Origin of the sequence: Curtobacterium salicis, assembly GCF_011759505.1 — a bacterium.
GTDB lineage: Bacteria > Actinomycetota > Actinomycetes > Actinomycetales > Microbacteriaceae > Curtobacterium > Curtobacterium salicis.
On the sequence record NZ_JAAOYO010000001.1, the window covers coordinates 661,663 to 685,772 of the forward strand.

23 protein-coding genes are annotated in these 24,110 nt (G+C 71.9%); 11 read left to right on the top strand and 12 right to left on the bottom strand.

Features of this window, described 5'->3' with window-relative positions; genetic code table 11:
* Positions 1-57: 57 nt before the first annotated feature.
* Both E9228_RS03155 and E9228_RS03160 read right to left on the bottom strand, forming a co-directional pair.
* A complete protein-coding gene (locus E9228_RS03155) occupies positions 58-723 on the bottom strand; it encodes a hypothetical protein (RefSeq protein ID WP_166779119.1) in 666 nt (221 codons plus the stop codon).
* A 50-nt stretch (positions 724-773) separates the two neighbouring features.
* The gene (locus tag E9228_RS03160) at positions 774-2,825 is read right to left on the bottom strand and encodes an acyltransferase family protein (RefSeq protein ID WP_166779120.1); all 2,052 of its coding nucleotides are present in this window, start codon (positions 2,823-2,825) and stop codon (positions 774-776) included.
* 87 nt (positions 2,826-2,912) lie between these two features.
* Between E9228_RS03160 and E9228_RS03165 the strand changes: the two genes are divergently transcribed.
* Entirely contained in the window at positions 2,913-4,157 is a 1,245-nt protein-coding gene (locus E9228_RS03165) for an AI-2E family transporter (protein ID WP_341849743.1), read from the top strand.
* 79 nt (positions 4,158-4,236) lie between these two features.
* Entirely contained in the window at positions 4,237-5,496 is a 1,260-nt protein-coding gene (locus tag E9228_RS03170; RefSeq protein ID WP_166779121.1) for an APC family permease, read from the top strand.
* Positions 5,497-5,516: 20 nt separating this feature from the next.
* Here E9228_RS03170 and E9228_RS03175 read toward each other — a convergent pair whose 3' ends face one another.
* Together E9228_RS03175 and E9228_RS03180 are read right to left on the bottom strand one after the other, a co-directional pair.
* Positions 5,517-6,683 carry a low temperature requirement protein A gene (locus tag E9228_RS03175; protein ID WP_252727522.1) on the bottom strand — a complete coding sequence of 389 codons (1,167 nt, stop codon included), beginning with the start codon at positions 6,681-6,683 and terminating at the stop codon, positions 5,517-5,519.
* Positions 6,680-7,441, bottom strand: a complete 762-nt coding sequence (locus tag E9228_RS03180) for an SDR family NAD(P)-dependent oxidoreductase (RefSeq protein WP_166779122.1) — start codon at positions 7,439-7,441, stop codon at positions 6,680-6,682. The genes E9228_RS03175 and E9228_RS03180 overlap by 4 nt, the downstream gene beginning before the upstream one ends.
* Positions 7,442-7,557: 116 nt before the next feature.
* Between E9228_RS03180 and E9228_RS03185 the strand changes: the two genes are divergently transcribed.
* A complete protein-coding gene (locus E9228_RS03185; protein WP_166779123.1) occupies positions 7,558-8,667 on the top strand; it encodes a hypothetical protein in 1,110 nt (369 codons plus the stop codon).
* A 31-nt stretch (positions 8,668-8,698) separates the two neighbouring features.
* On the opposite strand, the gene E9228_RS03190 is transcribed toward E9228_RS03185, so the two are convergent.
* Entirely contained in the window at positions 8,699-9,217 is a 519-nt protein-coding gene (locus tag E9228_RS03190; protein ID WP_166779124.1) for a GNAT family N-acetyltransferase, read from the bottom strand.
* Positions 9,218-9,273: 56 nt separating this feature from the next.
* Positions 9,274-10,380 (bottom strand): fatty acid desaturase family protein, encoded by a 1,107-nt coding sequence (locus E9228_RS03195; RefSeq protein WP_166779125.1) that lies wholly within the window; start codon positions 10,378-10,380, stop codon positions 9,274-9,276.
* Between the two features lie 163 nt (positions 10,381-10,543).
* Between E9228_RS03195 and E9228_RS03200 the strand changes: the two genes are divergently transcribed.
* The 4 genes from E9228_RS03200 to E9228_RS03215 all read left to right on the top strand — a co-directional run bounded on the left by E9228_RS03200 (position 10,544) and on the right by E9228_RS03215 (position 15,104).
* The gene (locus E9228_RS03200; protein WP_166779126.1) at positions 10,544-11,260 is read left to right on the top strand and encodes an alpha/beta fold hydrolase; all 717 of its coding nucleotides are present in this window, start codon (positions 10,544-10,546) and stop codon (positions 11,258-11,260) included.
* Positions 11,261-11,446: 186 nt separating this feature from the next.
* Positions 11,447-12,658: an LLM class flavin-dependent oxidoreductase gene (locus E9228_RS03205; RefSeq protein WP_166779127.1), complete on the top strand. Its 1,212-nt coding sequence runs from the start codon at positions 11,447-11,449 to the stop codon at positions 12,656-12,658.
* On the top strand, positions 12,655-13,989 hold the full coding sequence (locus E9228_RS03210) for an NtaA/DmoA family FMN-dependent monooxygenase (RefSeq protein WP_166779128.1): 1,335 nt from the start codon (positions 12,655-12,657) through the stop codon (positions 13,987-13,989). The genes E9228_RS03205 and E9228_RS03210 overlap by 4 nt, the downstream gene beginning before the upstream one ends.
* Positions 13,986-15,104 carry an LLM class flavin-dependent oxidoreductase gene (locus tag E9228_RS03215; protein ID WP_166779129.1) on the top strand — a complete coding sequence of 373 codons (1,119 nt, stop codon included), beginning with the start codon at positions 13,986-13,988 and terminating at the stop codon, positions 15,102-15,104. Before E9228_RS03210 ends, E9228_RS03215 begins: the two co-directional genes overlap by 4 nt.
* 79 nt (positions 15,105-15,183) lie before the next feature.
* Here the strand turns inward: E9228_RS03215 and E9228_RS03220 are convergent, their stop codons facing one another.
* The 3 genes from E9228_RS03220 to E9228_RS03230 all read right to left on the bottom strand — a co-directional run bounded on the left by E9228_RS03220 (position 15,184) and on the right by E9228_RS03230 (position 18,564).
* Complete coding sequence (locus E9228_RS03220; RefSeq protein ID WP_166779130.1) at positions 15,184-16,197, bottom strand: ABC transporter substrate-binding protein; 1,014 nt, start codon at positions 16,195-16,197, stop codon at positions 15,184-15,186.
* Between the two features lie 88 nt (positions 16,198-16,285).
* Entirely contained in the window at positions 16,286-17,059 is a 774-nt protein-coding gene (locus E9228_RS03225; protein WP_166779131.1) for an amino acid ABC transporter ATP-binding protein, read from the bottom strand.
* The gene (locus E9228_RS03230; protein WP_166779132.1) at positions 17,059-18,564 is read right to left on the bottom strand and encodes a GNAT family N-acetyltransferase; all 1,506 of its coding nucleotides are present in this window, start codon (positions 18,562-18,564) and stop codon (positions 17,059-17,061) included. The genes E9228_RS03225 and E9228_RS03230 overlap by 1 nt, the downstream gene beginning before the upstream one ends.
* Positions 18,565-18,777: 213 nt before the next feature.
* On the opposite strand from E9228_RS03230, the gene E9228_RS03235 reads away from it, so the two are divergent.
* From E9228_RS03235 to E9228_RS03245, 3 genes are all read left to right on the top strand, one after another.
* Entirely contained in the window at positions 18,778-19,797 is a 1,020-nt protein-coding gene (locus E9228_RS03235) for an LLM class flavin-dependent oxidoreductase (RefSeq protein ID WP_166779133.1), read from the top strand.
* A gap of 149 nt (positions 19,798-19,946) precedes the next feature.
* A complete protein-coding gene (locus E9228_RS03240; protein WP_166779134.1) occupies positions 19,947-20,228 on the top strand; it encodes a hypothetical protein in 282 nt (93 codons plus the stop codon).
* Between the two features lie 249 nt (positions 20,229-20,477).
* The gene (locus tag E9228_RS03245) at positions 20,478-20,804 is read left to right on the top strand and encodes a hypothetical protein (RefSeq protein WP_166779135.1); all 327 of its coding nucleotides are present in this window, start codon (positions 20,478-20,480) and stop codon (positions 20,802-20,804) included.
* Between the two features lie 223 nt (positions 20,805-21,027).
* Here E9228_RS03245 and E9228_RS03250 read toward each other — a convergent pair whose 3' ends face one another.
* Positions 21,028-21,489, bottom strand: coding sequence for a winged helix-turn-helix transcriptional regulator (locus E9228_RS03250; RefSeq protein ID WP_166779136.1), 462 nt, complete (start codon positions 21,487-21,489; stop codon positions 21,028-21,030).
* A gap of 94 nt (positions 21,490-21,583) precedes the next feature.
* Between E9228_RS03250 and E9228_RS03255 the strand changes: the two genes are divergently transcribed.
* Complete coding sequence (locus E9228_RS03255) at positions 21,584-22,006, top strand: rhodanese-like domain-containing protein (protein WP_341849744.1); 423 nt, start codon at positions 21,584-21,586, stop codon at positions 22,004-22,006.
* Between the two features lie 175 nt (positions 22,007-22,181).
* Here E9228_RS03255 and E9228_RS03260 read toward each other — a convergent pair whose 3' ends face one another.
* Positions 22,182-22,811, bottom strand: a complete 630-nt coding sequence (locus tag E9228_RS03260) for a DUF1345 domain-containing protein (RefSeq protein WP_166779137.1) — start codon at positions 22,809-22,811, stop codon at positions 22,182-22,184.
* Positions 22,812-22,871: 60 nt separating this feature from the next.
* Positions 22,872-23,882, bottom strand: a complete 1,011-nt coding sequence (locus E9228_RS03265) for a LuxR C-terminal-related transcriptional regulator (protein WP_166779138.1) — start codon at positions 23,880-23,882, stop codon at positions 22,872-22,874.
* Between the last annotated feature and the right edge of the window lie 228 nt (positions 23,883-24,110).

Here is a 24,110-nt window from a genome sequence, read left to right on the forward strand (position 1 = left end):
CCTGACTACCCGGCCGCTCTCGTCGCGGGCACAGGTGTGTCCCCCGGGCGCAGCACGTCACTGCCCGCCAGTGACGCTGCTGGGATCGAGTTCGTGGCGGAGCGAGCGCAGGACCCGTGCCAGGACGTCCAGCTTCCCGGGCCCGGCAGCGAACGGCCGGCACAGCGTCGTCCGCGGCACGAGCACGACGTGACCCCGCGAGGTGCTCACCCAGATGCCGGCGTCGTTGCGTTGGCCCCGGAACGGCGTGTTCGCGACGCCGATCGCGCGGATGCGCTCCCACGGCAACTCGTGCACTGGCCCCGCATGATCCGGGGCCCAACCGTGCAGCCCGGCGTGGTCGATGGTCCAGATGACGGGCTTCGGGTCGGCGAACTCCTCGCCGGACACCAGTGCACCGGTCGAGACCGGCAGGTGGAAGGACGAGTGGGTTCCGGCCGCGTGGATGCGGCCGAGCACCCGACGGTCACGCCGGCCGGCTGACCACGCGGCGAGCGCCACGCCGGGTCCGGTCAGCAGGAGGACGAGCGGCACGAGGAGGAACAGGCTGCTCCGCGGTGTCGCGTCGGCGAGACGGCGGACGACGTCGGGCCGCGCGGTCATCTGCCAGAGCAGGAGCACCCCGATCGCGGAGACGAGCACCGTCACCAGCGCGATCCGCCACGTCGGAGGCGCCACGCCGTCGCGCAGTCGTTGCACCCACCGGTCCGCACTGTGGTCCACAGATCCCAGCCTGGCAGCGAGGACCGCTCGCGTCCGCCCTGGTGGGATGGTCATCCGGCAGCCCGGAGGGCCGCGTCCGTCCGCCGTCCGAGCGTCCCGACGAGTGTGGTCACGTAGGTGCGGGTGAGGTGCTGCGAGTCCCGGTAGACCAGCACGTTCCCGATCACCGCCGGGCAGGCGCCGTCGGCGCAGAACGACGGTGTCATGTCCGCCACGACCGCCCCCGGTGTCGCCCGGGCTGCCGCGACGAGCCGGTCCCCCGCGGCGAACGCCCGTTCGGTGCTGATCCGGCAGGCGCCGGGGTCGCCCGGGTGCTCATCGACGCAGTGCTGCACGCCGCTGCCGACGGCCGGGGTGTCCGGGATCGCGACGATCCTCGCCCCGCGGTCGATGAGCGGTCGCCAGGAGGCCCGGTACCCGTCGCGTGCGCTCCTCGCCGGGTCCGTCCCCACGGGTGTGCCACGGAGGTCGGCTCGGGAGGACGTGAAGACCAGACGGTACGGCGCCGAGGTGGCGAGCGACCGGTCGACGGCACGGTTCCAGGCACCGCAGCGTCGGTCGTCACCGGCGGAGACGTCGCTCCAGCGGACGTGCGAGAACTCGCACCCGCCCTTCACGATGAGGTGCAGCTCCCATCCGCGTCGCTCGGCGAGGGCGATGAGCGCCGAGGACCACTGGTGGGCGTGCGAGTCGCCGATCAGGGCGACCCGGGTGCCGCCGCGGACGCCGACGACGCAGCTGCGGGCGTCGGTCGCCTCGGCCTGGCAGTCGTCCCAGGTGGGGTCGACGTCGTAGGCGGCGGTCATGGTCGACGGGGTGGTCCCGCGTCCGGGCTCCCCGGCGACCGCGCAGCCGCTGCCCGGGGCGATGGCGGCGGCTCCCCAGCAGCGGTCGCCGTCGGTGCTGAGCTCGGCGGCGAGGGCGCGGTCCTGCCGGAGCTGTCCGGTGAGTGCGCCCCACCCGACGGCGGGGACGACGAGGACGAGGGCGGTGGCCGCGGCCACGACGGCCAGGGTGACGCGCGGACGGAGGTGGGCGAGCCTCCCGGTCGTGACGGGACGTTCGACGAGGACGGTGGTGAGGTGCGCGAGTCCGGCGGCGAGGACCACCGTGGCGGCGACGCGTGCCGCGGTGGGCAGGTCGAGGGCCCGTGGGAGCAGCAGGGCGACGGGCCAGTGCCAGAGGTACAGGGGGTACGAGACGCGGCCGAGCCAGCGGACGGGCGGGAGGCGCGTGGCTCGGCCGAGCGGGCCGGTCTCGGTCCGGCCGGCGATGACGAGGGCGGTGGCCGTGACGGGCAGGACGGCGGCGATCCCCGGGTACGGGACGGCCGGGGTGAGGAGGAGCCCGCAGGCGACGAGGCCGAGCCAGCCGGTGGCGGCGAGCGCCGCGCGGACACGCGGGGCATCGGTCGTCGCACTCGGGCTGAGCGCGAGGAGCGCGCCGACGCCGAACTCCCACGCGCGGGTGTGCGGCCAGAAGTAGGCGGGTGCGGGGTCGCGGGTGGTGAGGACGACCGAGCAGGTGAGGGACACGGCGATGACGATCACGACGGTGACCAGGAGGGCCCGGTCCGCGGTCGCCGGAGTCCGTGACCCCGGTCGTCGCGCCGCCCGCCACACGATGAGCAGCAGGAGCGGCCACAGCAGGTAGAACTGCTCCTCGACGCCGAGCGACCAGAAGTGCTCGAACGGTGTGGACGGGTCCCCGGCCGCCAGGTAGTCGGTGCTCGAGGCGGCGAGCGCCCAGTTCTCGACGGCGAGCGCGCTGGCGGCCAGTTGGGTGCCGAGGGTGGGCCAGTCCTCCCGTGGGGTGAGCAGTACGGCGGCGGTCGCTGTGGTGGCGAGGACGAGCAGTGCGGCCGGGGCGAGTCGGCGTGCGCGTCGGGCCCAGAACGCGGGGAGGTCGATGCGTCCGGTGTCGCGGAGCCGGCGGAGCAGCTGTCCGGTGATGAGGAACCCGGAGACGACGAAGAAGGCGTCGACGCCGACGAAGCCGCCGCGGAGCCAGCCGACGTCGAGGTGGTAGACGAGCACGAGCACGACGGCCACGGCGCGGACGGCGTGGACGTCGGTGCGGAACGGGGCGTGCGGGGACGGCATCAGGGGTGACGGTAGGCAGGTCGGGTGAACGGCAGGGGACGCGAGTGCGGTGCCGTCCGGGTACGGTCGGGGCGGGTCGTCGCTGCCGTGACCCGTCCACCTGCAGCGGCACGGCTCCGTCGTCGTGCCGCGCTGATCGTCCGGAGCGTCATGCCCTTCCTCCGCCACGCCTCGTCGTCGACGACCCCGGCCGGGTCGTCGACGCCACATCCGACGACGACACCGGGTGCATTCCCCGGACGTCGGTCACCGTGGTCGGACGGCTTCGGCCGTCTGGCGGTCCGGTGCTTCCAGGTCATCGGGGTGCTGCTCGTCCTGGGTGTCCTGGTGACCGCCCTGTCCCAGGTCGGTGTGGTGACGATCCCGGTGCTGTTGGCGCTCATCATCGCGTCCGCGATGTACCCGATGGCGGGGTGGTTGCGTCGGCACGGGGTGCCGTCGCTTGCTGCGACCCTGGTGTGCTTCGTGGCGGTCCTGGCTGTGCTGACCGCGATCGGGTGGTTGCTCGTGGCGGCGGTGTCGCAGCAGATGCCGGCGTTGCGGGAGTCGGCGGTGGACGGGTTGCAGCAGCTGCACGACCGGGTGGAGCACCTGCCGGTGACGATCACGGACCGGCAGATCGACCAGTTCGTGGACACGGTCGTCGGCTTCGTGACGAGTTCCCGTTTCGGTGCGGGCGCGTTGGCGGGCCTGTCCGCGCTGACGAGCTTCGTGACCGGAACGGTGCTGACCGCGGTCATCCTGTTCTTCTTCGTCAAGGACGGTCCGGCGCTGTGGGAGTTCCTGCTCCGCCCGTTCACGGGCGCGTCGTACGAGCGGGCGCGGCGCATCGGGGACCGGGTGGTGTCGACCCTGGGCGGCTACGTGCGGGGGAAGGCGGCGATCGCCACGTTCGACGGGTTCGCGATCGGGACCGCGCTGCTCCTGCTCGGGGTGCCGTTGGCCGTCCCGCTCGCGGTGGTGGCGTTCGTGACGTCGTTCATCCCGATGATCGGTGCGCCGATCATCGGGCTCCTGGCAGCGCTGGTGACGCTCGTCACCCTCGGGCCGTGGCAGGCCGTGGCGGTCGTGGTCATCGTCGTGGTGGTGAACCAGGTCGAGGGCAACTTCCTGCAGCCGGTGCTCATGGGCAGGTCACTGCAGTTGCACGGACTCGTGGTCCTGGTCGCGCTGACGGCCGGCACCGTGGTCGCGGGCGTGACCGGGGCGATCGTCGCGGTGCCGCTCGTCGCAGCGGTGTGGGGTGTGGTGCAGGTGTGGAACGGCGAGGACCGTCCGGCGGAGGCGTGGCGGCAGAAGCGTCGGGAGACGGTCGCCGTCGGCTCCGACTGACGGGACGGGAGGCGCGGGACGGGAGGCGCGGGTCGGCGGCGCACCCGGAGTGTTCACCTGGCGCCGCCAGGATCCGGGGATGACCTCCACGACCCCCGGCACGCTCGCCCGACGACTGCGGTTGCGGGACGCCGTCGTGATCGGGCTCGGTTCGATGGTCGGTGCCGGCGTGTTCGCGGCCTTCGCGCCCGCCGCGGCCGTCGCCGGCAGCGGACTGCTCGTCGCCCTCGTGGTGGCCGGTGTCATCGCGTTCTGCAACGCCACGTCGTCGGCGCAGCTCGCCGCGCAGTACCCGACGTCCGGTGGCGCGTACGTGTCCGGCCGGGCGCGCCTCGGCCCCTGGGCGGGCTTCGCCGCAGGGTGGGGGTTCGTGATCGGCAAGACCGCGAGTTCTGCCGCGATGGCGATCACGGTCGCCGCCTACGTGGCCCCCGCTCCGTGGCAGAAGCCCGTCGCGATCGCCGCGGTCCTCGCGCTCACCCTGGTGAACACGCTCGGCATCACCCGGACGGCGTTCCTCACCCGCGTCCTCGTCGCGGTCGCACTGGTCGCCCTGACGGTCGTGGTCGTCATCGGACTCACCCACACCGGACCGACCGTCGACGCCCCGGGCACCGCGCCGACGCCGTCCGGTGTCCTGCAGGCTGCCGGCTTCCTGTTCTTCGCCTTCGCCGGGTACGCCCGCATCGCGACCCTCGGCGAAGAGGTCATCGACCCGGTCCGGACGATCCCCCGGGCGATCACGACCGCGCTCGGCATCGCACTCGTCGTCTACGCGCTGGTCGCGATCGCCACGCTGCACGCCCTCGGGCCAGGAGGCACGGCCGCCTCCGACGCGCCGCTCCGGTCCGTCGTCGCGACGGCCGGGCAGCCGTGGGCCGGCGTGGTCGTGCAGGTCGGAGCCGCTGCTGCGGCCCTCGGGGCGCTCCTGGCGATGATCGCGGGCATCGGCCGGACGAGTCTCGCGATGGCGCGGAACCGCGACCTGCCGGGGTGGTTCGCCGCCGTGCACCCGCGGACGGCGGTCCCCGCACGTGCGGAGGTCACGCTCGGCCTGGTCGTGTGCGTCCTCGTCGCCGTGACCGACCTGCGGGGCGCGATCGGGTTCTCGTCCTTCGGGGTGCTGCTGTACTACTTCGTCGCGAACCTGGCCGCCCTGACCCAGGAGCGGACCGACCGGCGGTACCCGCGCCTCCTAGCCGTCGGTGGCGCGATCGGCTGCGTCGTCCTCGTGGCGGCGCTCCCGGTGCCCTCGATCGTCGGCGGGGTCGTGGTGACCGTGGTCGGTCTGGCGTACCGGGGCGTCCGGATCGCCCTGGCGTCTCGCACCCGCGCCTGACCGGCTGACGACGGCGAGGGTCAGCCCTCGGGGTGCTCGCGGTGCCCGCTGGAGGACGCGACCTCGAGCGTCACGACGACCGCCACGACGAGCACCGCGGTCAGCGGCAGCGACACCGCCGGCAGCGCGACCGACGCGACGACGGCCAGGGTGAGGGCGACCACGACGGCGTTCACCCGCGGGGTCAGCGACGGGCGGATGGCCAGCCACCAGATGGAGAGGACGAACAGGGCGACGGGTACCGCGACGGTCGCCGCGACCGCCGTCGAGGTCAGGCCACCGTGACCGGCGTCGGCCTGGACGGCGACCTCGATCCCGGCCGGCAGCGCACCGGCGGCGGCGAACACGACGTAGTGCCCGTACCCGAACAGCAGCGCGGTCGGCAGCGACCGGATGTGGTCGTGCTGCTCGCGCGAGAAGTAGATCCACCACATGCCGACCGTGATGACGAGCCCGCAGGCGGCGAGGGTGAGCAGCGAGCCGAGGTGCTCGGTGTGGGCCAGGGCGTCGATCACCGCGTTCGCCGAGGCGACGAGCCCCTCACCGAGGACGATGAGCGTGAACAGGGAGTACCGCTCGGCCAGGTGGTGGGTGTGCCACTGGGTCGTCTCGGCACCGGTCTCCGCCCACACCGGCACCAGCACCTCGGCGAGGATGAGGAACGGCGCCGCGACCGGCCGGAGTTCGAGCGGCAGGGTGAGGGACGCCACCCAGAGCAGCTGCACCAGGACGACACCGACCGCGTACCGCGTGGCGGTCCGGCGGTACCGCGGCGAGGACACGGCGGCACGGATCCACTGCCCGACGAGTGCCAGACGCATGAGGACGTACCCGATGATGCCGATCGTGAAGTCGGCGTCCACCATCGCGTCGTGCACCCCGGCGGCGAGCACCAGCACGCCGGCCATCTGCACCACCGTCATCACCCGGTACAGCCAGTCGTCGGTGTCGAACGAGGTCGCGAACCAGGTGAAGTTCACCCACGCCCACCAGATCGAGAAGAACACCAGGCAGTAGGAGAACACCGCCGACGCCAGGTGCCCCTCGGCCTCGATCTCGTGCAGGTTCGTCGCCGCCAGACCGACCGCGACGACGAACACCAGGTCGAACAGCAGTTCCAACGGCGTCGCTGCGCGGTGCCGTTGTGCGGGGTCGCGCGGGGCCATCCGACGGAGTCCGATCGTCATCGCGCCGTCCAGCCCCCGTCGATCGGCAGCGCCGTCCCGGTGACGAGCGATGCACCCGGCCCCGCAAGGAACGTCACCGCGGCGGCGACCTCCTCGGGCCGACCGATCCGGTGCAGCGCCGCGATCCGCTCCACCGTGTCGGCACGGAACGCCTCGTCCGACAGAGCCGCTGCGGTGCCGTCGGTCTCGATGAAGGTCGGCGCGACCGCGTTGACGCGGATGCCGTACGGCCCCCACTCCACCGCCAGGCACTTCGTCAGGTGGATCACCGCCGCCTTGCTCAGGCAGTAGACGGACTCCCCGGGCAGCGCCACGAGCCCGGCCTGCGAGGCGATGTTCACGATCGATCCGCCACCGGCGGTCCGCATGTGCTCGGCCACGTACTGCGACACGAAGAAGGTCGACTTCGTCGTCAGCGCCCACACCGTGTCGAAGTGCTCCTCGGTCACGTCGAGGGCGTCCTCGACGATGCCACCGCCGGCGTTGTTCACGAGCACGTCGATCGTGCCGAGCTCCGTGACGACGGTGTCCACGGCGGCCCGGCAGGAGGGCAGGTCGGTGACGTCCATCGCCACCACCGCCACACGCCGGCCCATCGCGCGGATCTCGTCGGCGAGGCCGGCCGCTGCCTCGGGATCGCGGACCCCGAGCGCGACATCGGCCCCGTGCGCGGCCAGGTCGAGTGCGACGGCGCGGCCGATGCCGCGGGACGCCGCGGTCACCAGGGCGACGGATCCGGTCAGGGTGGTGGGCTGCATGGGGTGTCCTTCACGGGTCGAGCCGCCGGTCGTCGTCGGCACGGACAGGAGGCGCGACCAGCGTCGTCGCCGCCACCATCCTCCTGCAGGCGGCCCGGGCGTGGAAGGATCCGGTGGTGCAGCAGACGACGCTCGACGACCTCCTCGACGGTCCCCGGTTCCGGACGCTCTGCCTGGCCGTGGCCGCCGGGCTCGACGCGGGCGTGGACCGGGCCGTCAGGGCGCTCCTCGACCCGATCACCGCGAGCTACGGGTTGCTCGCCGACCTCCGGCTGGAGCAGGACACCGTCGACGCCCTCGCCGCAGTCCTGTCCGATGTCGACGCGACCGAGCTCGCCTCGTGGACCGATCCGATGCGGTTCCTCCCCGTACTGCAGCACTCGGTCGACTCGGCGATGCCGTGGCAGCCGCCGTTCGTCGAGGACGCGATCACGGGCCTCCCGGCCGTGCGGAACGCACTCCGGGCTGTGGCTGAGGCGGTCATCGCCTCCCCCGCCGCCTCGTGGTGGGGGACGGACGTCGACCGGACGGCGCAATGGGTGACCCACCCGGTGCGGAACGGTGTGCCGGAGGTCGTCGCGTCCGCAGGGCCGATGGCCGAGGTGCTCGACCGGTGGCGGCGCAACGTCATCGCCAGTGAAGGACGATCCCGCGTCGCCGGGCCCGTGGCGGACGCCGTTGGTGGCACTTGGTGGTCGACGCCCCACGAGTTCGGTGACGAGCCCGGCGGAGCAGCGATCCTGCCGTCGTCGACGCGGCGCATCGACGGCCTCGGCTCGTCCGGGTCGACCCTGGTCGAGGACTCCTTCGGCGACGACGAGGTCCTGCTCCGATCCCTGCAGCCGCCAGTCGGCGCCCGGGTGTTCGAAGTGCACGGCGCCGCGGACTGGGCGCGCCTGGTCGAGCGCTACCCGATGCCGGCGCGGTGGGCACGACGCCGGGTGTGGTGGGAGTCGACCGGGCGCGAGGCGCACTGGTTCCTCCCCGACTACGCGGCCGTCGCGGCGGACCACGACGCCGTGCACGTGTCCGTGCAGGGCTACCTCGCCGCAGCCGGTCGGGCGATCGACGTCGACGGCGGTGCGACGGTCCTCGCTGGCTGGTCACCGGACGAGACGTTCTGGCTGACCGACGACATCGTGATCGAGCCGGATGGGGAGCGGTGGCAGCGGCGCTCCGCCGGGGACGAGGACGAGGACGACGAGCCGAGGTGGGTTCGCACCTGACGCGGCGTCGAACCGACTGCTCGCGGCCTGCTCAGGAACGGGAACGCGCCCGGTTGCGGTCAGCGCGCTGGGCGCGCGCCGGTGCGTCCGGAAGTCCTCCGCCGAGTGGACGTGTCCACGCGACCTCCCGGTCCAGCTGGCCCGTCGTCAGGAAGAGGCGCACCTGCTGCGTCTCCGGCAGGGCCGCGACGAGCGCCTGCCGGTCCGCCGGAACGAAGCCGAGACCCTGCCAGAACGGCCCGGACCGCCCGGAGAACAACCAGGCACGCTCTGCACCCTCGTCCGCCGCCCGATCGAGGGCGAACTGGGCCAGCTGCGTCCCGGCGCCTGCCGACCGCCGGTCGGCAGCGACCGCGACGCTGCGGACGAGCACGTCCCGGCCGTCACGGCTGCACTCGTACCCGGTGCTGCCGACGACCGTGCCGTCCGCGTCACGATCCACCCACAGCCGGACCGACTCGTCGTCGAGCCCTGCGAGGGTCAGGTCGGCATCGCGGAGGAACTCCCCCAGCTGCGCGATGTCGGCAGCCGACGCCGGGGTGAAGACCATGCTCCGATCCTGCCCGGTTCAGGCGGATCGCGGAAGCACCGACGATCCGCCTGCGGTCAGTTGATCCGGAGCTGCGACACCATCGGGCAGGTGAACGGGTCGCGGGCCGCGAGTCCGACGCGGTTGAGGTAGGCGACGACGATGCCGTACGAGCGCAGCAGGGTGGTCTCGGTGTAGGGCACGTCGAGGCTGTCGCAGTGGTCCCGGACCAGGAGCCGTGCCTGCTTCAGTGCAGGGCGGGGCATCGAGGGGAACAGGTGGTGCTCGACCTGGTAGTTCAGGCCGCCCATCAGGAACGACACCCACCAGCCGCCGCGGATGTTGCGCGAGGTCCGGACCTGGCGCGAGAAGAAGTCGACCTTGGCGTCGTGCGCGATGGTCGGCATGCCCTTGTGGTTCGGGGCGAACGAGGCACCCATCATCACGCCGAACACGGCCAGCTGCACACCGAGGAACGCACACGCCATCCCGAACGGCAGGAACCAGAACACGGCAGTCAGGTAGATCGCGAACCGAGCAGCGAGCAGGGTGCCCTCGATGATGCGGTGCCGTCGGTCGGCGGTGGTGCCGGTGCCGCTCACGACGGCGCGGACGGCGGACCAGTGCAGGTTGATGCCCTCGAGCGTGAGCAGCGGGAAGAACAACCAGCCCTGGAAGCGGGTGAAGACACGCTTCAGGCCGGACGCGGGCACGTCCTCCGGGATGAAGGCGATGACGCCGGGCGCGATGTCCGGGTCCTTGCCCACGGTGTTCGGGTTGCCGTGGTGACGGGTGTGCTTGTTCATCCACCACGAGTACGACAGGCCCACCAGGAACGTCCCGACGTAGCGGCCGGCCCGGTCGTTCCAGCGCTGGGAGGCGAAGACCTGACGGTGTGCCGCTTCGTGCGACAGGAACGCGAACTGGGTGAACAGCACGCCGAGGACGCCGGCGACGATGAGCTGGAACCAGGAGTCACCGAGGAACGAGAACGCCACCCATGCGAGGGCGAGCCCGCCGACCAGGGAGCCGAACAGGGACCAGTAGAAGCCGGTGCGGCGTCGGAGCAGGTCGTGCTCCTTCACCTGTGCCAGGACCGCCGAGTACGTCGATGTGCTCGAACCCCGTCCGCTCGTCGCGGGACGGGTGCGGGTGTAGCCCGACTGGACAGGAGTGGTGGTCAACGAGGGACCGACCTTCCGTCATCGCGGTCCTTCGACCAGCGCAGAGGAGTTCACGCAAGCGCGCTTGCGATGACGATATGGGCCGAACATGCGAAACTCCCTGCACCGTGCGGAACTCACGGTGAATCGCCGTTGAACGCATCGGCCGTGCTTCGATGTGGGGATGCGACTGCACGCCGAGACGGCCGGGGACGGCGACGAGACGGTGGTGCTCCTCCACGGCATGACAGGCGCGGCGGAGAGCTGGTGGCGCATCACGGATCTCCTGGCCGAACGTGGCCTCCGTGTGGTCGCCCTCGACCTGCCCGGGCACGGACGCTCCCCGCGCAGTCCGACGATGACGGTCCTCGACGCCGCTGCGGCGGTGGCCGGGACGCTCGACGTGCTGGGGGTCCGACCGGTCGCCACGCTCGGACACTCGTTCGGCGGCCTCGTGCTCACCGCGGCCGTCGCGACCGGACGGCTCGACGCCGGCATCACGGTGTGCGTCGATGCCCCGTTCAGGACCCGCGGCGGGTACGACCGGGCCGAGGTGCAGGCCGAGTACGAGGCCGAACGGGACAGCCGGACCGAGGACCGGCTCCGCGCGGAGAAGCCGCACTACGGCGAGCGCGACTGTCAGGTGGAGGCACGGGCAGCCTCCCGGTTCGACCCGGTGACGGCGGCGGCCATCGCCGCGGGACCGGGTGGGACGTGGCCGCCGCGGCCGGGCTCGATCGTCGTCCGCGCGGACCCGAGCCACTTCGTCGACGACGCGACCGCTGCGGCGCTGACGGCGTCCGGTGTGGACGTCCGGAGCATCCCCGGTGCGGCGCACTCCGTCTGGTACAGCCACTTCGACGCCTTCGTGGCGACCCTGCCGGAGGTGTTCGACCGCTGACCTGCACCGGGGACGGCGTCATGTGACGCAACCCGCGGTCATGTGTCGCAACAGAGCGAGGCCGACGCTGGCCGGGGTCGTACCGTCGCGGCATGAGCGACCCCCTCGACCGCGAGCAGGACACGACCTGGGCGACGGTCCACGAGCAGCAGACCCCCGCCGGACGCACGCACCGGGGCGGTACAGATGCCTGATCGCTTCGCCCTCGTCACGGCGCTGCGTGGAGCCGGGTGGCACCCCGCAGCGTGGCGTGCCCCCGACTCCGGCGCCGAACGACTCCGCAGCCTCCGTCACTGGCGGGACGTCATCGTCGAACAGGACCGGCTCGGCGTCGACGCGGTGACCGTCGAGGACTCGTTCACCGCCGGCCCGCTCGGCGACGACGGCGACCTCGACGTGACGACCGTCGTCGGCGGACTCGACGCCCTGCTCGTGACGGCTGCGGTCGCGCCCGCCACCCGGCAGATCGGTCTGGTGCCGACGGTCAGCGTCACGCACACGGAACCGTTCCACGTCGCGACGAGCGTGCAGACCCTCGACCACCTCTCGAGCGGTCGGGCCGGTTGGCGTCTGCAGGTCAGTCCGACCGCCCGCGAGGCCGCGTTGTTCGGCCGCCGGACGTTCCCGACGACCACGTCGGCACCGGACGGCGAGACCGCCGCCGCCCTGTTCGCGGAGGCGCGTGAGGTCGCCGAGGTCGTCTCGCGGCTCTGGGACAGCTGGGACGACGACGCGATCATCCGCGACGTCCGCACCGGTCGCTTCATCGACCGCGACCGGATCCACAACGCCGAGTTCCGGGGCGAGTTCGTGTCGGTGCACGGTGCGTCGATCGTCCCCCGGTCGCCGCAGGGTCGCCCGCCGGTGTTCGTCCTCGCGCACCGCGCGGACGCAGCGTCGTTGGCGGTCGACGTCGCGGACGTCGTCCTGGTCACGCCCGGCTTCGACGGCCGGGAGGCGCCTGACCTGGTGACCGAGATCCGTCACCTGGAGGAGACGGACCCGTCGCGGACCTCCCGTCCGGTGATCGCCGACCTCGCGGTGCTCATCGAGCAGTCGAGAGCCCTGGCCGAGGACGAACTGGCCGCGCTCGACGAGGCCGCCGGTCGACCGTACGCGCTCGGGTCCGGGTCGGACGCCGCGGTGCTCGCGACCACCGTCCCGGAGCTGGTGGCGCGCATCGGTTCGCTCCGAGATGCCGGGATCGCCGGCGTCCGGCTCCGGCCGCTCCGCACGCCGCGGGACAGCACGGCCATCGCACGCCAGCTGGTCCCGGCCCTCGTCACCGCCGGCCTCCGTGCCGACGTCTCGTCCCGCCCCGTGGCCGACCTGCGCTCCCGACTCGGGATCGCCCCAGCGGTCAGCCGCCACGCCCGAACTCCGGAGGTCCGCGCATGAGCAAGCGCCAGGTCCACCTCGCCGCGCACTTCCCCGGCGTGAACAACACCACGGTCTGGAGCGACGACCGGGCGGAGAGCCAGATCGCGTTCTCGTCGTTCGAGCACTTCGCCCGGAACGCCGAACGCGGCCTGTTCGACTTCCTGTTCCTCGCCGAGGGGCTGCGGCTGCGGGAGCAGAAGGGCCGGATCCACGATCTCGACGTCGTCGGGCGCCCGAACACGCTGACGATCCTCGCGGCCCTGGCCGGGGTCACCGACCACATCGGTCTCGTCGGGACCCTGCAGACGACCTTCAACGAGCCGCTCGAGCTCGCGAAGCAGTTGGCGACCCTCGACCACCTCAGTGGTGGCCGAGCCGGGTGGAACGTCGTGACGAGCTCGGACGCCTTCCACGGGGCGAACTTCCGACGCGGTGGCTTTCTGGACCACGCCGACCGGTACATCCGGGCCGCGGAGTTCGTCGACACCGCTCGGGACCTCTGGGACTCGTGGCAGGCCGACGCGGTCGTCGTGGACCGTGCGTCGGGGCGCTTCGCCGACCGCTCCCGGATCCGCGACGTGGACCACCACGGGCCACAGTTCGACGTGACCGGGACGTTCCCGGTGCCGCGGAGCCCGCAGGGGCGCCCGGTGGTCGTGCAGGCGGGCGACTCCGACGAGGGCCGGCACCTCGCTGCGACCCGGGCGGAGGTGGTGTTCTCGCTGCACACCGAGTTCGAGGACGCCCGACGGTTCTCCGAGGACCTCCGGGCGCGGCTGCAGCGGGCCGGACGGTCGGCGGACGACCTGGTGATCCTGCCGGGGGCGACGTTCGTCCTCGGTGACACCACCGCCGAGGCCGAGGAGCGTGCACGGGCCATCCGACGCGCCCAGGTGAGTCCGGCGACCGCCATCGCGTTCCTCGAGCAGGTCTGGAACCGCGACCTCTCCGCGTACGACGTCGACGGTCCGCTCCCCGAGGTCGAACCGGACCTGGACGGCGGACCGATCACCCGCGGCCGGGTCCGGCACGTCCGTGACGTCGAGCCGCTGGTCCGGGGATGGCGCGAGCGTGCCGAGGCGGAACACCTGTCGATCCGGGACCTGGTGATCGAGGTGTCCACCCGGGGCGGCTTCGTCGGCACGCCGGAGCACATCGCTGCGGAGATCGACCGGTACGTGCAGGCGCGGGCGACCGACGGTTTCGTCGTCGTGCCGCACACGAACCCCTACGGGCTCGACGAGTTCGTGGGCCGTGTCATCCCGCTGCTGCAGGAGCGGGGCGTGTACCGGCAGGCGTACGACCCGGACGCGACGCTGCGGCAGACCCTCGGGCTGGACGCAGCATGACCCGCGTCCCGCTGTCCGTCCTGGACCTCGTGCCCGTCAGCGCGGGCTCGACCGCATCCGAAGCCCTCCTCAACACCGTCGACCTGGCTCGCGAGGCCGAAGCCGCCGGCTACGCCCGGTACTGGCTCGCCGAGCACCACCTGAACCCGGGCGTCGCGGGGAGCGCGCCGAACCTCGTGATGGGTGCGGTCGCCGCTGCCACGTCGACCATCCGGGTCGGCAGCGCGGCCACCCTCGTCGGCAACGTCCGGGCGCTGCAGATCGTTGAGGCCTTCGGCACGCTCGTCGGCCTCCACGGCCCGCGGTTCGACCTCGGACTCGGCCGCTCCGGCGCGCCCGCGCCCGGCACGGGTGTCCGCCCGCCGGCACCGGCGACCGCAGCCGCGCGGTCGGACGAGGTCGTGGACGGTCTCGTCGTGCCGGCCCCGTTCCCGTTCCGTGTCGCGCCGGGCAGCCGGTTCGCCCTCCAGGGCGAACTCCTCGGCCGCGTGCCCGGGGACGTGGAACGCTTCGCCGACGAACTCAGCACGATCCGCGCCTTCTTCGCGGGCACCTTCGAACGGGACGGTGTCGTCGTCGAGGCGACCCCTGCCTCCCGTCCGGACTCGGCTCCGGAGCTGTGGATCCACGGGTCCACCGGTGGCGAGAGCGCCCGGATCGCCGGTTCCCTCGGACTCCCCTACGGTGCGAACTACCACTCCTCACCCGGCACCGTGCTCGACTCGGTCCGGGCCTACCGGGAGGCGTTCCGACCGGGCGTCCTCGACGCGCCGCACGTCGTCGTGTCAGCGGACGTCGTCGTCGCCGACACGGACACGGAGGCGACGCGGCTGGCCCGCGGGTACGGCGCCTGGGTGCGTTCCATCCGCTCCGGCATCGGCGCGATCCCGTACCCGTCCCCCGACGACGCCCCGGAGCTGTCCGATGACCTCGTCGCCACGGTCGCCGACCGCCTGGCGACCCGGTTCGTCGGGACACCCGAGCACGTCGTGGAGCGGCTGGAGACCCTGCGCCGGGTGACGGGCGCGGACGAGCTGCTCGTCACCACGATCACCCATGCGCACGACGCCCGTGTCCGGTCGTACCGGCTCCTCGCCGACGCCTGGGGTGTCTGAGACCCGAGGTCGAGGAGACGGGAGGCCGGCCAGCGGATCGCTGACCGGCCTCCCGTCATGGCGGTCACCCGCCGGACCGTCACCCGTTGTCGAGCGGCAGGCCGGGAGGGTTCACCTCGGACCGCGGGACGGCCTCGTTCGACAGGTTGTAGGTCTGCAGCCAGGTGGCGTACGCGCCGTCGTCGATGAGCTCGTCGATCGCCTTCTGCAGCGGCTCGACGAGGCCGTTGTCCTTCTTCGTCGTCGCCGCGATGAGGCCCTGCAGTGACGACCCGGCGCCGGAGTACGTGCCCGCTGTCTTCGTCGGGTTCGCGCTCCCCGCGCTCTGGGTGTTCTGGTAGGCGATGGACGGGTTCGGCCCGAACGCGGCGTCGATCTTGCCCGAACGCAACGCCAGCAGCGTCGCGTTCGCGTCCGGGTAGTACTTGATCGTCAGGGTCTCGCCGGCGGCCTCCAGCTGCTTCTGCCACTCCAGGAGGATCTTCTCCTGGTTCGTCCCGGAGGACACCGCGACCGTCTTGCCCGCCAGGACGGACGGGTCACCGGCGAAGGTCCAGTCGGACGACTTCGGCACCTGGAACGCCAGGTTGTCCTGCCGGTAGGACGCGAAGTCGTACTTCTCCTTCCGTTGCTCGGTGTCCGTCACGTTCGAGAAGCCGACGTCGACCCGGCCGGTGTCGATGCCGACGAACAGGTTGTCCCACGTCGAGTTCTGCACCTTCGGCTCGAGCCCGAGCTTCGCGGCGACCAGCCGTCCGAGGTCGGGCTCGGCACCGGTCAGCGTCTTCTGGTCGTCGCCCGTGAACGCGAGCGGCGGGAAGCCCGCCGGCAGTGCCCCGATGCCGATGACGAGTTCGCCCGACTTCCGCACCGCCGACGGCAGGGCGTCGTGCAGTGCCGCGTCCTCCTGGACGGCGATCCGGGTCTCCTTCGCCGCGCCGTTCGAGGCCGCGCCGATGGTGACGGTCCCGTCGGCGGACGACGGGTCGGCGTTCGCGGACGGGCTGCATCCGGTGAGGGCGACGGCCACTCCGGCGGCGAGGACGAGCGCGCCGGCATGTGTGCGCCAGCGGTGGGTGTGGGTGCGGGACATGGTTCTCCTGGGTCGTGGTGCGGCGTGGTGCGGTCTGGGTCCGGGTCTGGGTCCCGGTCCGGATCTGGTTCGTCCGTCGCTGGCGTGCTCAGCGCAAGCGGGCGAGGAAGGACCGGGTCCTGGGGTGTCGCGGGTCGTCGAGGACCTCTGCGGGCTGCCCCTGTTCGACGATCCGTCCGTGGTCGAGGAACACGACGTGGTCCGCGACCTCCCGGGCGAACGCCACCTCGTGGGTGACGATGACGAGGGTGCAGCCCGTCGCGGCGAGGTCCCGGATCACACCGAGCACCTCCCCGACCAGTTCCGGGTCGAGCGCGGAGGTCGGTTCGTCGAGCAGGACCACCTCGGGCGACAGGGCGAGTGCACGCGCGATCGCGACCCGCTGCTGCTGCCCGCCCGACAGCTGACGGGGGCGGGAGTCGGCGCGGTCGGCGAGACCGACCTGGCCGAGGAGGTCACGAGCCCGCTGCTTCGCGACGTCCGCTGCCACCCCCTGCGCGATCGGCCCCTCGGCCACGTTCTCGAGCGCGGTCAGGTGCGGGAAGAGGTTGAAGTGCTGGAACACGAAGCCGATCCGGGCGCGCTGCCGCAGGATCGTCCGTTCCGGCAGCTCCCGGTACCGGGCCGTGCCGTCACGGCCCCGGTGCAGGCGGACCCCGATGGTCTCGTCGCCGATCGTCACCACACCGCGGTCGAGCGGCTCCAGGTGGTTGACCGCCCGGAGGAGCGTCGACTTCCCGGAGCCGGAGGGCCCGATGACGACGGTCACGCTGCCGGCCGGCAGGTCGAGGTCGATGCCGTCGACGACGCGGTGGTCGCCGTACGCCTTCACCGCACCGCGGATGCTGATCGTCGCGGACATCAGATGACCTTCCCGTCGTCGTGGTTCGCCGTCGTGGTCTCCGCGCTCGTCCGGACCACCGGTCGGTGTCGCCGGACCGCCAACCACACGCGCTGCAGCGGTGTCGCGGGCAGGACCCGGACCGTGCCGCGGGCCGTCCACCGTTCGACGTGGTACTGGACGACCGACACGGCGCTGGTGAGCACGAGGTACCAGATCGTCGCGACGACGAGCAGCGGGATGATGTCCGTCGGGTAGGTGCTGCTGAGGTTCTGCACCACCCCGAACAGGTCGAGCAGGGACACGTAGAACAGCAGCGAACTGGCCTTGAGGAGCCCGACGACCTGGTTCACGAACGCGGGGACGATCGACCGCAGCGCCTGCGGCAGCACGATGCGCAGGAACTGCCGGTGCCGCGGCAGCCCGAGGGCCTGTGCCGCCTCGCGCTGACCGTGGTCGACGGCGAGGACCCCGGCGCGGACGATCTCGGACGCGTACGCGATCTCGCTCAGGCTCAGCGCGGTCACCCCGATCGCCAGGTCGCTGAGCAGGTTCGCCGTCGGGACCGAGAACTGCGGTCCGAACGGGATCCCGATCCCGACCGACGGGTACAGGTTGCCGAGGTTGTAGAGGAACACCAGCACGAGGATCAGCGGCACCGACCGGAAGAGCCAGACGTACCCCCACGCCAGGCTCGACAGGACGGGGTTGCGGGACAGCCGGGCGATCGCCAGCAGGACTCCCCCGGCGAAGCTGATCACCGCGCTGAGGGCCGTCGCCACCAGGGTGAGCTGCAGGCCCGTGAGGATCGCGGGACTGAACAGCCACTTCCCGACCCGCGGCCACTCCCAGGACGGGTTGGTGAACAGCGTCTGCACGAGGTTCAGGAGCAGGACGAGCACGAGCGCGGCAGCGATCCACCGCAACGGGTGCCGCAGCGGCACGACCGGACGGCTCAGGGCCCCCGACACGTCCGGCGCTGCCGGTCCGGCCTGCACGGGCGGCACGGCCGACGGGAGGGTCTTCTCGAACGGGTGGATGCCGACCTCCTCCGCCGGCAGGGTGACGTCGTACAGCGGGGTGTACCCGAGCCGGCGGTACAGGCGGACCGCCTCGGGCTGACGCGGCCCCGTCGTCAGGTACACCCGCGAGTAGCCGCGGCCACGAGCCTCCGCCTCGAGTTCCCGGACCACCTCGGCGGCGAGACCGCGGCCGCGTTCCGACGGGGCCGTCCAGATGCGCTTCAACTCCACGGTCTGCTCGTCGTACGGCTTGAACGCACCCCCGGCGACGAGCTGGCCACCCTCGTACAGCAGGACGAACGTGCCGAGCGGCGCGGTGAACTGCTCCGGCGGGTACCGGTGGATCTCCACCGACGCCGGCTCCCCCAGGTCGTCGCCGTAGCGGTCGTCGTACTCGCGCTCGAGGTCGGCGAGCATCGGAGCGGCAGCCGGGTCGTCCGGCCGCACCGTGCGGAAGGTGAGCGTCCGGGATCGCACTCGTGTGGCGTCTGCCGTGTCGGTCATCATGTCCCCAGGTCGTCGTCCGACCAGTGGGACCCGGTCGGTGGCCCGACGCTACGAGGACGGCAACCCCGTGACAACGCCTCGCGAAACACAACGGCACGGGACGAAACCGGACGTCATGAACCGGCCTCCGGAGCCGCTCCACGACGGCGTCCGCGGCGGTGGACCGTGACACCCGCACGCCGGGCGGTCGATGTCTGACACGATCGGCGCATGCCCCTCGACGGAACTCCCCCGGACCGTGTCGGCTTCCTGACCATCGGGACGTTCGACCCCGCTCGCCCCGCACTCGGGATCGAGGACACGCTCCGCGTGATCGAGCGTGGCGAGGCCCTGGGCCTCGACAGCGCCTGGCTCCGCCATCGACACCTGCAGCACGGCATCTCGTCCCCGGTCGCGGTGATGGCGGCAGCGTCGCAGCGGACGTCGCGGATCGAGCTCGGCACGGCCGTCACGCCGATCGGTGCGGAGAACCCCTTCCGCCTCGCCGAGGACCTCGGCACGGTGGACGTGCTGCTCGGCGGACGCCTGAACCCCGGCTTCTCCGCCGGGCCCCCGATGAACTACGACCTCTACCGTGACGCGCTCTACCCGGACACCGCCGACCAGGAGGACCTCGGCCACGACCGTCTCCTCCGCTTCCGCGACCTCGTCCGCGGAGACCCGGTCACCGCCACCGTCGAGCGACGCGGCATCGAGGAGTTCTCGCGCTCGGTCCAACCCCTCAGCGCAGGCCTGGTCGACCGGCTCTGGTACGGGACGGGGAGCACCCGGTCGGCCGTCTGGGCCGCCGAGAACGGCTTCCACCTGCTCACCTCGAGCGTCACACGCAGCGAGGTCGGCACGGACTTCGCCACGAACCAGCGGGCCCAGATCGACGCCTACCTCGACGCGCACCCCACCCCGGACACCGCCCGGATCTCCCAGGGCCTCGTGGTCATCCCGACGGACAGCGCGACACCGGAACAGCAGGCCCGGTACCGCCGGTACGTCGACTCGCGCTCCGGACGGGTCGGGGTGCCGTTCGGGCCCGGCGGGCTGCTCTTCGCCGCGGACCTGATGGGGAGCTCGGAGGAGATCGCCGACCGCCTGCGCGCCGACGCCGGCTACCAGGCGGTCACCGAGGTCGCGTTCGCCCTGCCGTTCGACCTCGAGCCGGACGACTCCGCCCAGATCATCACCGACATCGCGGAGCGACTCGGTCCGGCACTCGGCTGGAGGCCGGCGGTCTGAGTCGCGGGCCCGTCACGCGGAACCGACGAGGGCGGCCGGTGGCCGGCCTGGAGGCACGTCCCGCGTGACCGGCGCGGGGTGCCGCACCGCGCCTCCCGTGTCTTCGAGTGGTGCTCGCGGTGCAGCAGGACGCCCAGTACCGTCGGACCATGGACAACGGCTGGCGCGGAGCCCTCGCGGCGATCACGATCATCATGTTCGCCGGCGCGATCGGCACGGGGGTGAGCGCGCTCGTGGTCTTCTCCAAGACCGGCGGTGACATCGCGACCATCGCGGCGAACGTGCAGACCATCGTCTGGATGTCGAGCATCTCCCGGACACTGCTCATCGGCGCGTTCAGCACGCTGGTCACCTGGCTGGCCGTGAGCACCGTGGTCCGTGAACACCAGAAGGACCGCGAGCACGCCACTCGGCTGGCGAACCGCGGCTGACGTCCCACGACTGCGGACGGTGCGGCGGGCGTCAGTCGTGGCGTCGCACGACGCCGCCGGGGCTCCTGTGCGACCAGGGTGCCTGCTGCTCCGACGACGGACGCCGCACCACGGCATCCGGTCGTGAGTCATCACCGAGGATGATGCCCCGTGCGATGCCGGGCTGGGACCATGTCGACGGACGGAGTCGCAGGTCGACGAGTGCGACCTGATCGACGACGATCACCCGCCCGACCGAGGGGACACGACGTGACGACCGCAGAACAGACATCCCCGCCGAGGTCGAGGGCCTGGACGTTCGGATCGCTGAGCCTCTCCGGGCCGGTCCTGTTGGTCGCCGGCAACCTCCCCACGCAGTTCGGGTTCCCCCTGCTGCCCTGGGTCAGCATCCTGCTCGACCTGTGGTGCGTGGCGTCCGTGCTGCTCGGCATCATCGCGATCCGGATCGGCCGCGCCGACGCCACCGCTGTCGATCGGCCTCGCTCCGCACGCGCAGGGACCGCGCTCGGCACACTGGCGCTGGTCGCCGATGGGTGCCTGTTCCTGCTGTGGTTCCTGACGCCGATGTCGTTCTGACCGGGGCCGCTCCGACCTCGCCGCGAAGCATCTCGTGCGGACCCTGCACGATCTCGGGTGGGACGACGACTGGGTCGTCGACCTCGGCGGGATCAGCACCGCCCGCGGAACCGAGCCATGGCACTCATGGTGCCCGGCCTCCTCGGCGCGATCGGGTTCGTCCCCTTCGCAATTACCGTCGCCCGCTGCACCCCACCTCGACGTCCGACCCTCCGCCCGACGCTCACTCGGCAGGGGTGATGTGCCGTGCGGGGACCGGGCTGGAGTAGACGACGTTGGTGGTGATCCCGCCGAGCGTGGCGAGTCGTCCGGTGATCCGCTCGAGGTCACGCATCGAACGAGCGAGGACCTTGATGATGAAGCAGTCCGCTCCGGTGACGTGGTGCGCCTCGATCACCTCGGGCATGTCCGCGACGAGGTCGTGGAAGGGTCGGTAGTTCCCCGACGGGTAGGCAAGTCGCACGAAAGCGGTCACGGTGTAGCCGAGGGCCTCGGCGTCGACAGTGATCGAGTACCCGGTGATCACGCCACCATCGGTGAGCCGACGGACCCGCTCTGCCGTTGCGCTCGCGGACAGGTTCACGACGCGAGCCAGTTGCGCGATGCTCGTCCGGCCGTCCCGTTGCAGTTCGGCGATGATGTCGTGATCGGTGGTATCGAGGGTCTGCTGCGCATTCAACGGCACGGACGGGAATCTACCGTTCTTTCCGCGGCGGGACGCGCGGACGACCGTGCGATCGCTCTTCCACGAGCACGCCAAGTCGCGCTTTGATCGTCTGGTGCAGACGACACTGACTGCGGCTGACTTCTTCGCCGCCAAGCTGACCTACGAGACCGACCCGTCCGACCTCGCCGCTGACCGGGCCGCCGGCACGGCGCTCACCGTGCTCGACGTCCGCGATGCGGCCGCCTGGGCTCAGGGGCGCATTCCGGGTGCCGTGCACGTGCCGAATGCCGAGCTGGCGGCCCGCGTGGCCGAGGTCCTGCCCGACCCCGGCGCGGCCGTGGTCGTCTACTGCTGGGGGCCGGGCTGCAACGGCAGCACCCGAGCCGCACTCACGCTTTCGCAGCTCGGCTACACGAACGTGCGAGAGCTCATCGGCGGGTTCGAGTACTGGGCGCGTGAGGGCCTCGCGGTCGTCTCGGACGCGGGGCGGTCCCGCCGGGCACCGGACCCGCTGACTGCCCCGGCAGCCGTGTGATGGTCTCCGTACGCCGGGCCCGGATCGGAGCGGACTTCGCTCCGATTCGGGCCCTCGCCCAGTCACATGGGCGGTTCGGTCGAAGCGGCATCGTGGTACCGACGAACTGGTCTCGACGGATGGCCGACCTCACCACAGCGGGCCGGATCGGCCTCTGGCCATGCCGCCGCTCTGCTCATCCGCCTTGCGTCAGACCGGTGATCAGGTTGATGGCGACAGCGACCACGAAGGTGCCGAAGAAGTACGAGAGGAGCGCGTGGCCCATGGCGACGCGGCGCGAGGGGGTCGATGAACGCGTGATGCTGCTCGCGCTGTACGCCATCCCGATCGAGAACGCCGTGAAGGCGAAGTCACTGTAGGACGGGTCCTCGTCCTGGTCGAAGTCGAACCGGTGGCGGTCGTCGAGGTAGTACATCCGCGCGTACTTGAAGGCGTAGACGGTGTTGATGAGCGCCCAGGCTGCGACGACGCCGATGACCGCGAGGATGGCGGCTGCCGAACCGACCGGGTCCTTCTGCTGACTGCGGATGAGCGCGAAGACCACCAGCACCAGGCTCAGGAGCGCGGCCGTGACGACGAGCGAGTCGACCAGGCTCCGGGACTCGTCCTCATGACGGGCGAGGGACCGGGTCCGTCCGGGATCGGCGGGCCACGCCCGGGACCAGACCCACACGAGGAAGACCGCGGCGGCGGCGGTCCACCCCAGGAGCGGCGACAGGTCGGGGACGCCGAGGAGCACGGCGATCACCGCCACCACGAGACCGATGACCGCGGCGACGGACGCCTTCACTGACAGGTGGGACATGAGGCTGCCTTCCTGGTGGTTCCTCGTCGACTGGCCGCGCACCGTCCGGTGTCGCGGCGCTCACTCCGCCCCGGCTCGCGCGAGCGGGACGTAGAGGCCGGCACGCTCAGCGCGGACCGCGGCGAGCGTCCGAGACGGGGCGTCCAGCTTGAACAGGATGTGCTCGATGTGCGCGGCGACGGAGCGTGGAGCCAGACCCAGCGCGCGGGCGATCTCGAAGTTGGAGCACCCCTCGATCACGTGACCCAGCACCTCGAGTTCCCGCGGGGTCAACCCCCGGAGGCGTGGGGCGGGCGAGAGGACGACGACCCCGCACGCAACGGTGACGAGATCGCGTTCGCAGGGCAGCACCGTCACCCGCACGTAGCTGTCCGGCGACCGTCGGCTCCCGCGTGGCCAGAGGAAGGAGACGTAGTTCGATCCCTCGCTGACGGCGTCCCTCGCGGCGGCGATCAACGCCGATCCTGCCGCGAGGAGTTCGTCATCACACAGGCCCGGGAGGCAGATCACCCCGTGCTCGGGCAGCAGGACCACACCGGCTCTGGCTCCGCTGATCAACGCTGCTGCGGCCGCGAGCGCCCGCACCGGGTCGATACCCGATGCGAGCCCCGGCAGGACCCGTGCGAGCTGCCGGCGGACGGTCTGCGACGGCGGCTCGGTGCTCTGGAACAACACGGTGACGAACCCCACGTGGCGCCCGCCGTCCGCGAACAGCGCGGCGGACAGTGTCTCGTGGAACCCCGCAGGGAGCAGGCACTCAGCCCAGGTCTGCAGGTCGCTCGAGGACCAGTGCATGTCCGACAGGCTGGTGGGTGGGCGTGCGCGATCAGCACCGGTCAGCTCGATGTCCCGCGCCATCTGCGGCCCGCTCAGGTAGCGGACGCTCGACACTTCGAGGTCGGTGCTCGCGAGTGACGTGTACCCGGCCCCGCCCGGTTCGGCCAGGGCCATCCATGCGCCGTCGAAGGGGATGTGGTTGTGGAGCTCGACGAGCAGCGCCTGCGCCCGCTCGTGGACGGGGCCCGGGTGCGCGGCGATCGCAGCGAGCTGGAGAACGGCAGTTCGTGTCACGGTGGTCGCCACCTTCCGACGATCGGGAGCGTGTGTGGATGCGCTGTCCGGGATCCGGTACGTCATGGCCTACCACGGTGGTGTCGACGTGGGACCCGGCTGGCCGTGCATCCGCATCGGCAGGTCTGCCGATGGCGTCTCCTCGTCGCGCGACGTGACATGGACGTGTCGCGTGGCCGACCGGCCCGCGTCCCGTTCGAAGACGAGTCATGCACAGGAGGAGACCAC

What these genes read in the sequence shown, in the direction of transcription:
- E9228_RS03160 (WP_166779120.1), bottom strand. Translation starts at nt 2,825, where the DNA reads ATGCCGTCCCCGCACGCCCCGTTCCGCACCGACGTCCACGCCGTCCGC.
- E9228_RS03215 (WP_166779129.1), top strand. Translation starts at nt 13,986, where the DNA reads ATGACCCGCGTCCCGCTGTCCGTCCTGGACCTCGTGCCCGTCAGCGCG.
- E9228_RS03260 (WP_166779137.1), bottom strand. Translation starts at nt 22,811, where the DNA reads ATGTCCCACCTGTCAGTGAAGGCGTCCGTCGCCGCGGTCATCGGTCTC.
- E9228_RS03220 (WP_166779130.1), bottom strand. Translation starts at nt 16,197, where the DNA reads ATGTCCCGCACCCACACCCACCGCTGGCGCACACATGCCGGCGCGCTC.
- E9228_RS03180 (WP_166779122.1), bottom strand. Translation starts at nt 7,441, where the DNA reads ATGCAGCCCACCACCCTGACCGGATCCGTCGCCCTGGTGACCGCGGCG.
- E9228_RS03190 (WP_166779124.1), bottom strand. Translation starts at nt 9,217, where the DNA reads ATGGTCTTCACCCCGGCGTCGGCTGCCGACATCGCGCAGCTGGGGGAG.
- E9228_RS03205 (WP_166779127.1), top strand. Translation starts at nt 11,447, where the DNA reads ATGCCTGATCGCTTCGCCCTCGTCACGGCGCTGCGTGGAGCCGGGTGG.
- E9228_RS03225 (WP_166779131.1), bottom strand. Translation starts at nt 17,059, where the DNA reads ATGTCCGCGACGATCAGCATCCGCGGTGCGGTGAAGGCGTACGGCGAC.
- E9228_RS03210 (WP_166779128.1), top strand. Translation starts at nt 12,655, where the DNA reads ATGAGCAAGCGCCAGGTCCACCTCGCCGCGCACTTCCCCGGCGTGAAC.
- E9228_RS03235 (WP_166779133.1), top strand. Translation starts at nt 18,778, where the DNA reads ATGCCCCTCGACGGAACTCCCCCGGACCGTGTCGGCTTCCTGACCATC.
- E9228_RS03175 (WP_252727522.1), bottom strand. Translation starts at nt 6,683, where the DNA reads ATGACGATCGGACTCCGTCGGATGGCCCCGCGCGACCCCGCACAACGG.
- E9228_RS03240 (WP_166779134.1), top strand. Translation starts at nt 19,947, where the DNA reads ATGGACAACGGCTGGCGCGGAGCCCTCGCGGCGATCACGATCATCATG.
- E9228_RS03230 (WP_166779132.1), bottom strand. Translation starts at nt 18,564, where the DNA reads ATGACCGACACGGCAGACGCCACACGAGTGCGATCCCGGACGCTCACC.
- E9228_RS03170 (WP_166779121.1), top strand. Translation starts at nt 4,237, where the DNA reads ATGACCTCCACGACCCCCGGCACGCTCGCCCGACGACTGCGGTTGCGG.
- E9228_RS03200 (WP_166779126.1), top strand. Translation starts at nt 10,544, where the DNA reads ATGCGACTGCACGCCGAGACGGCCGGGGACGGCGACGAGACGGTGGTG.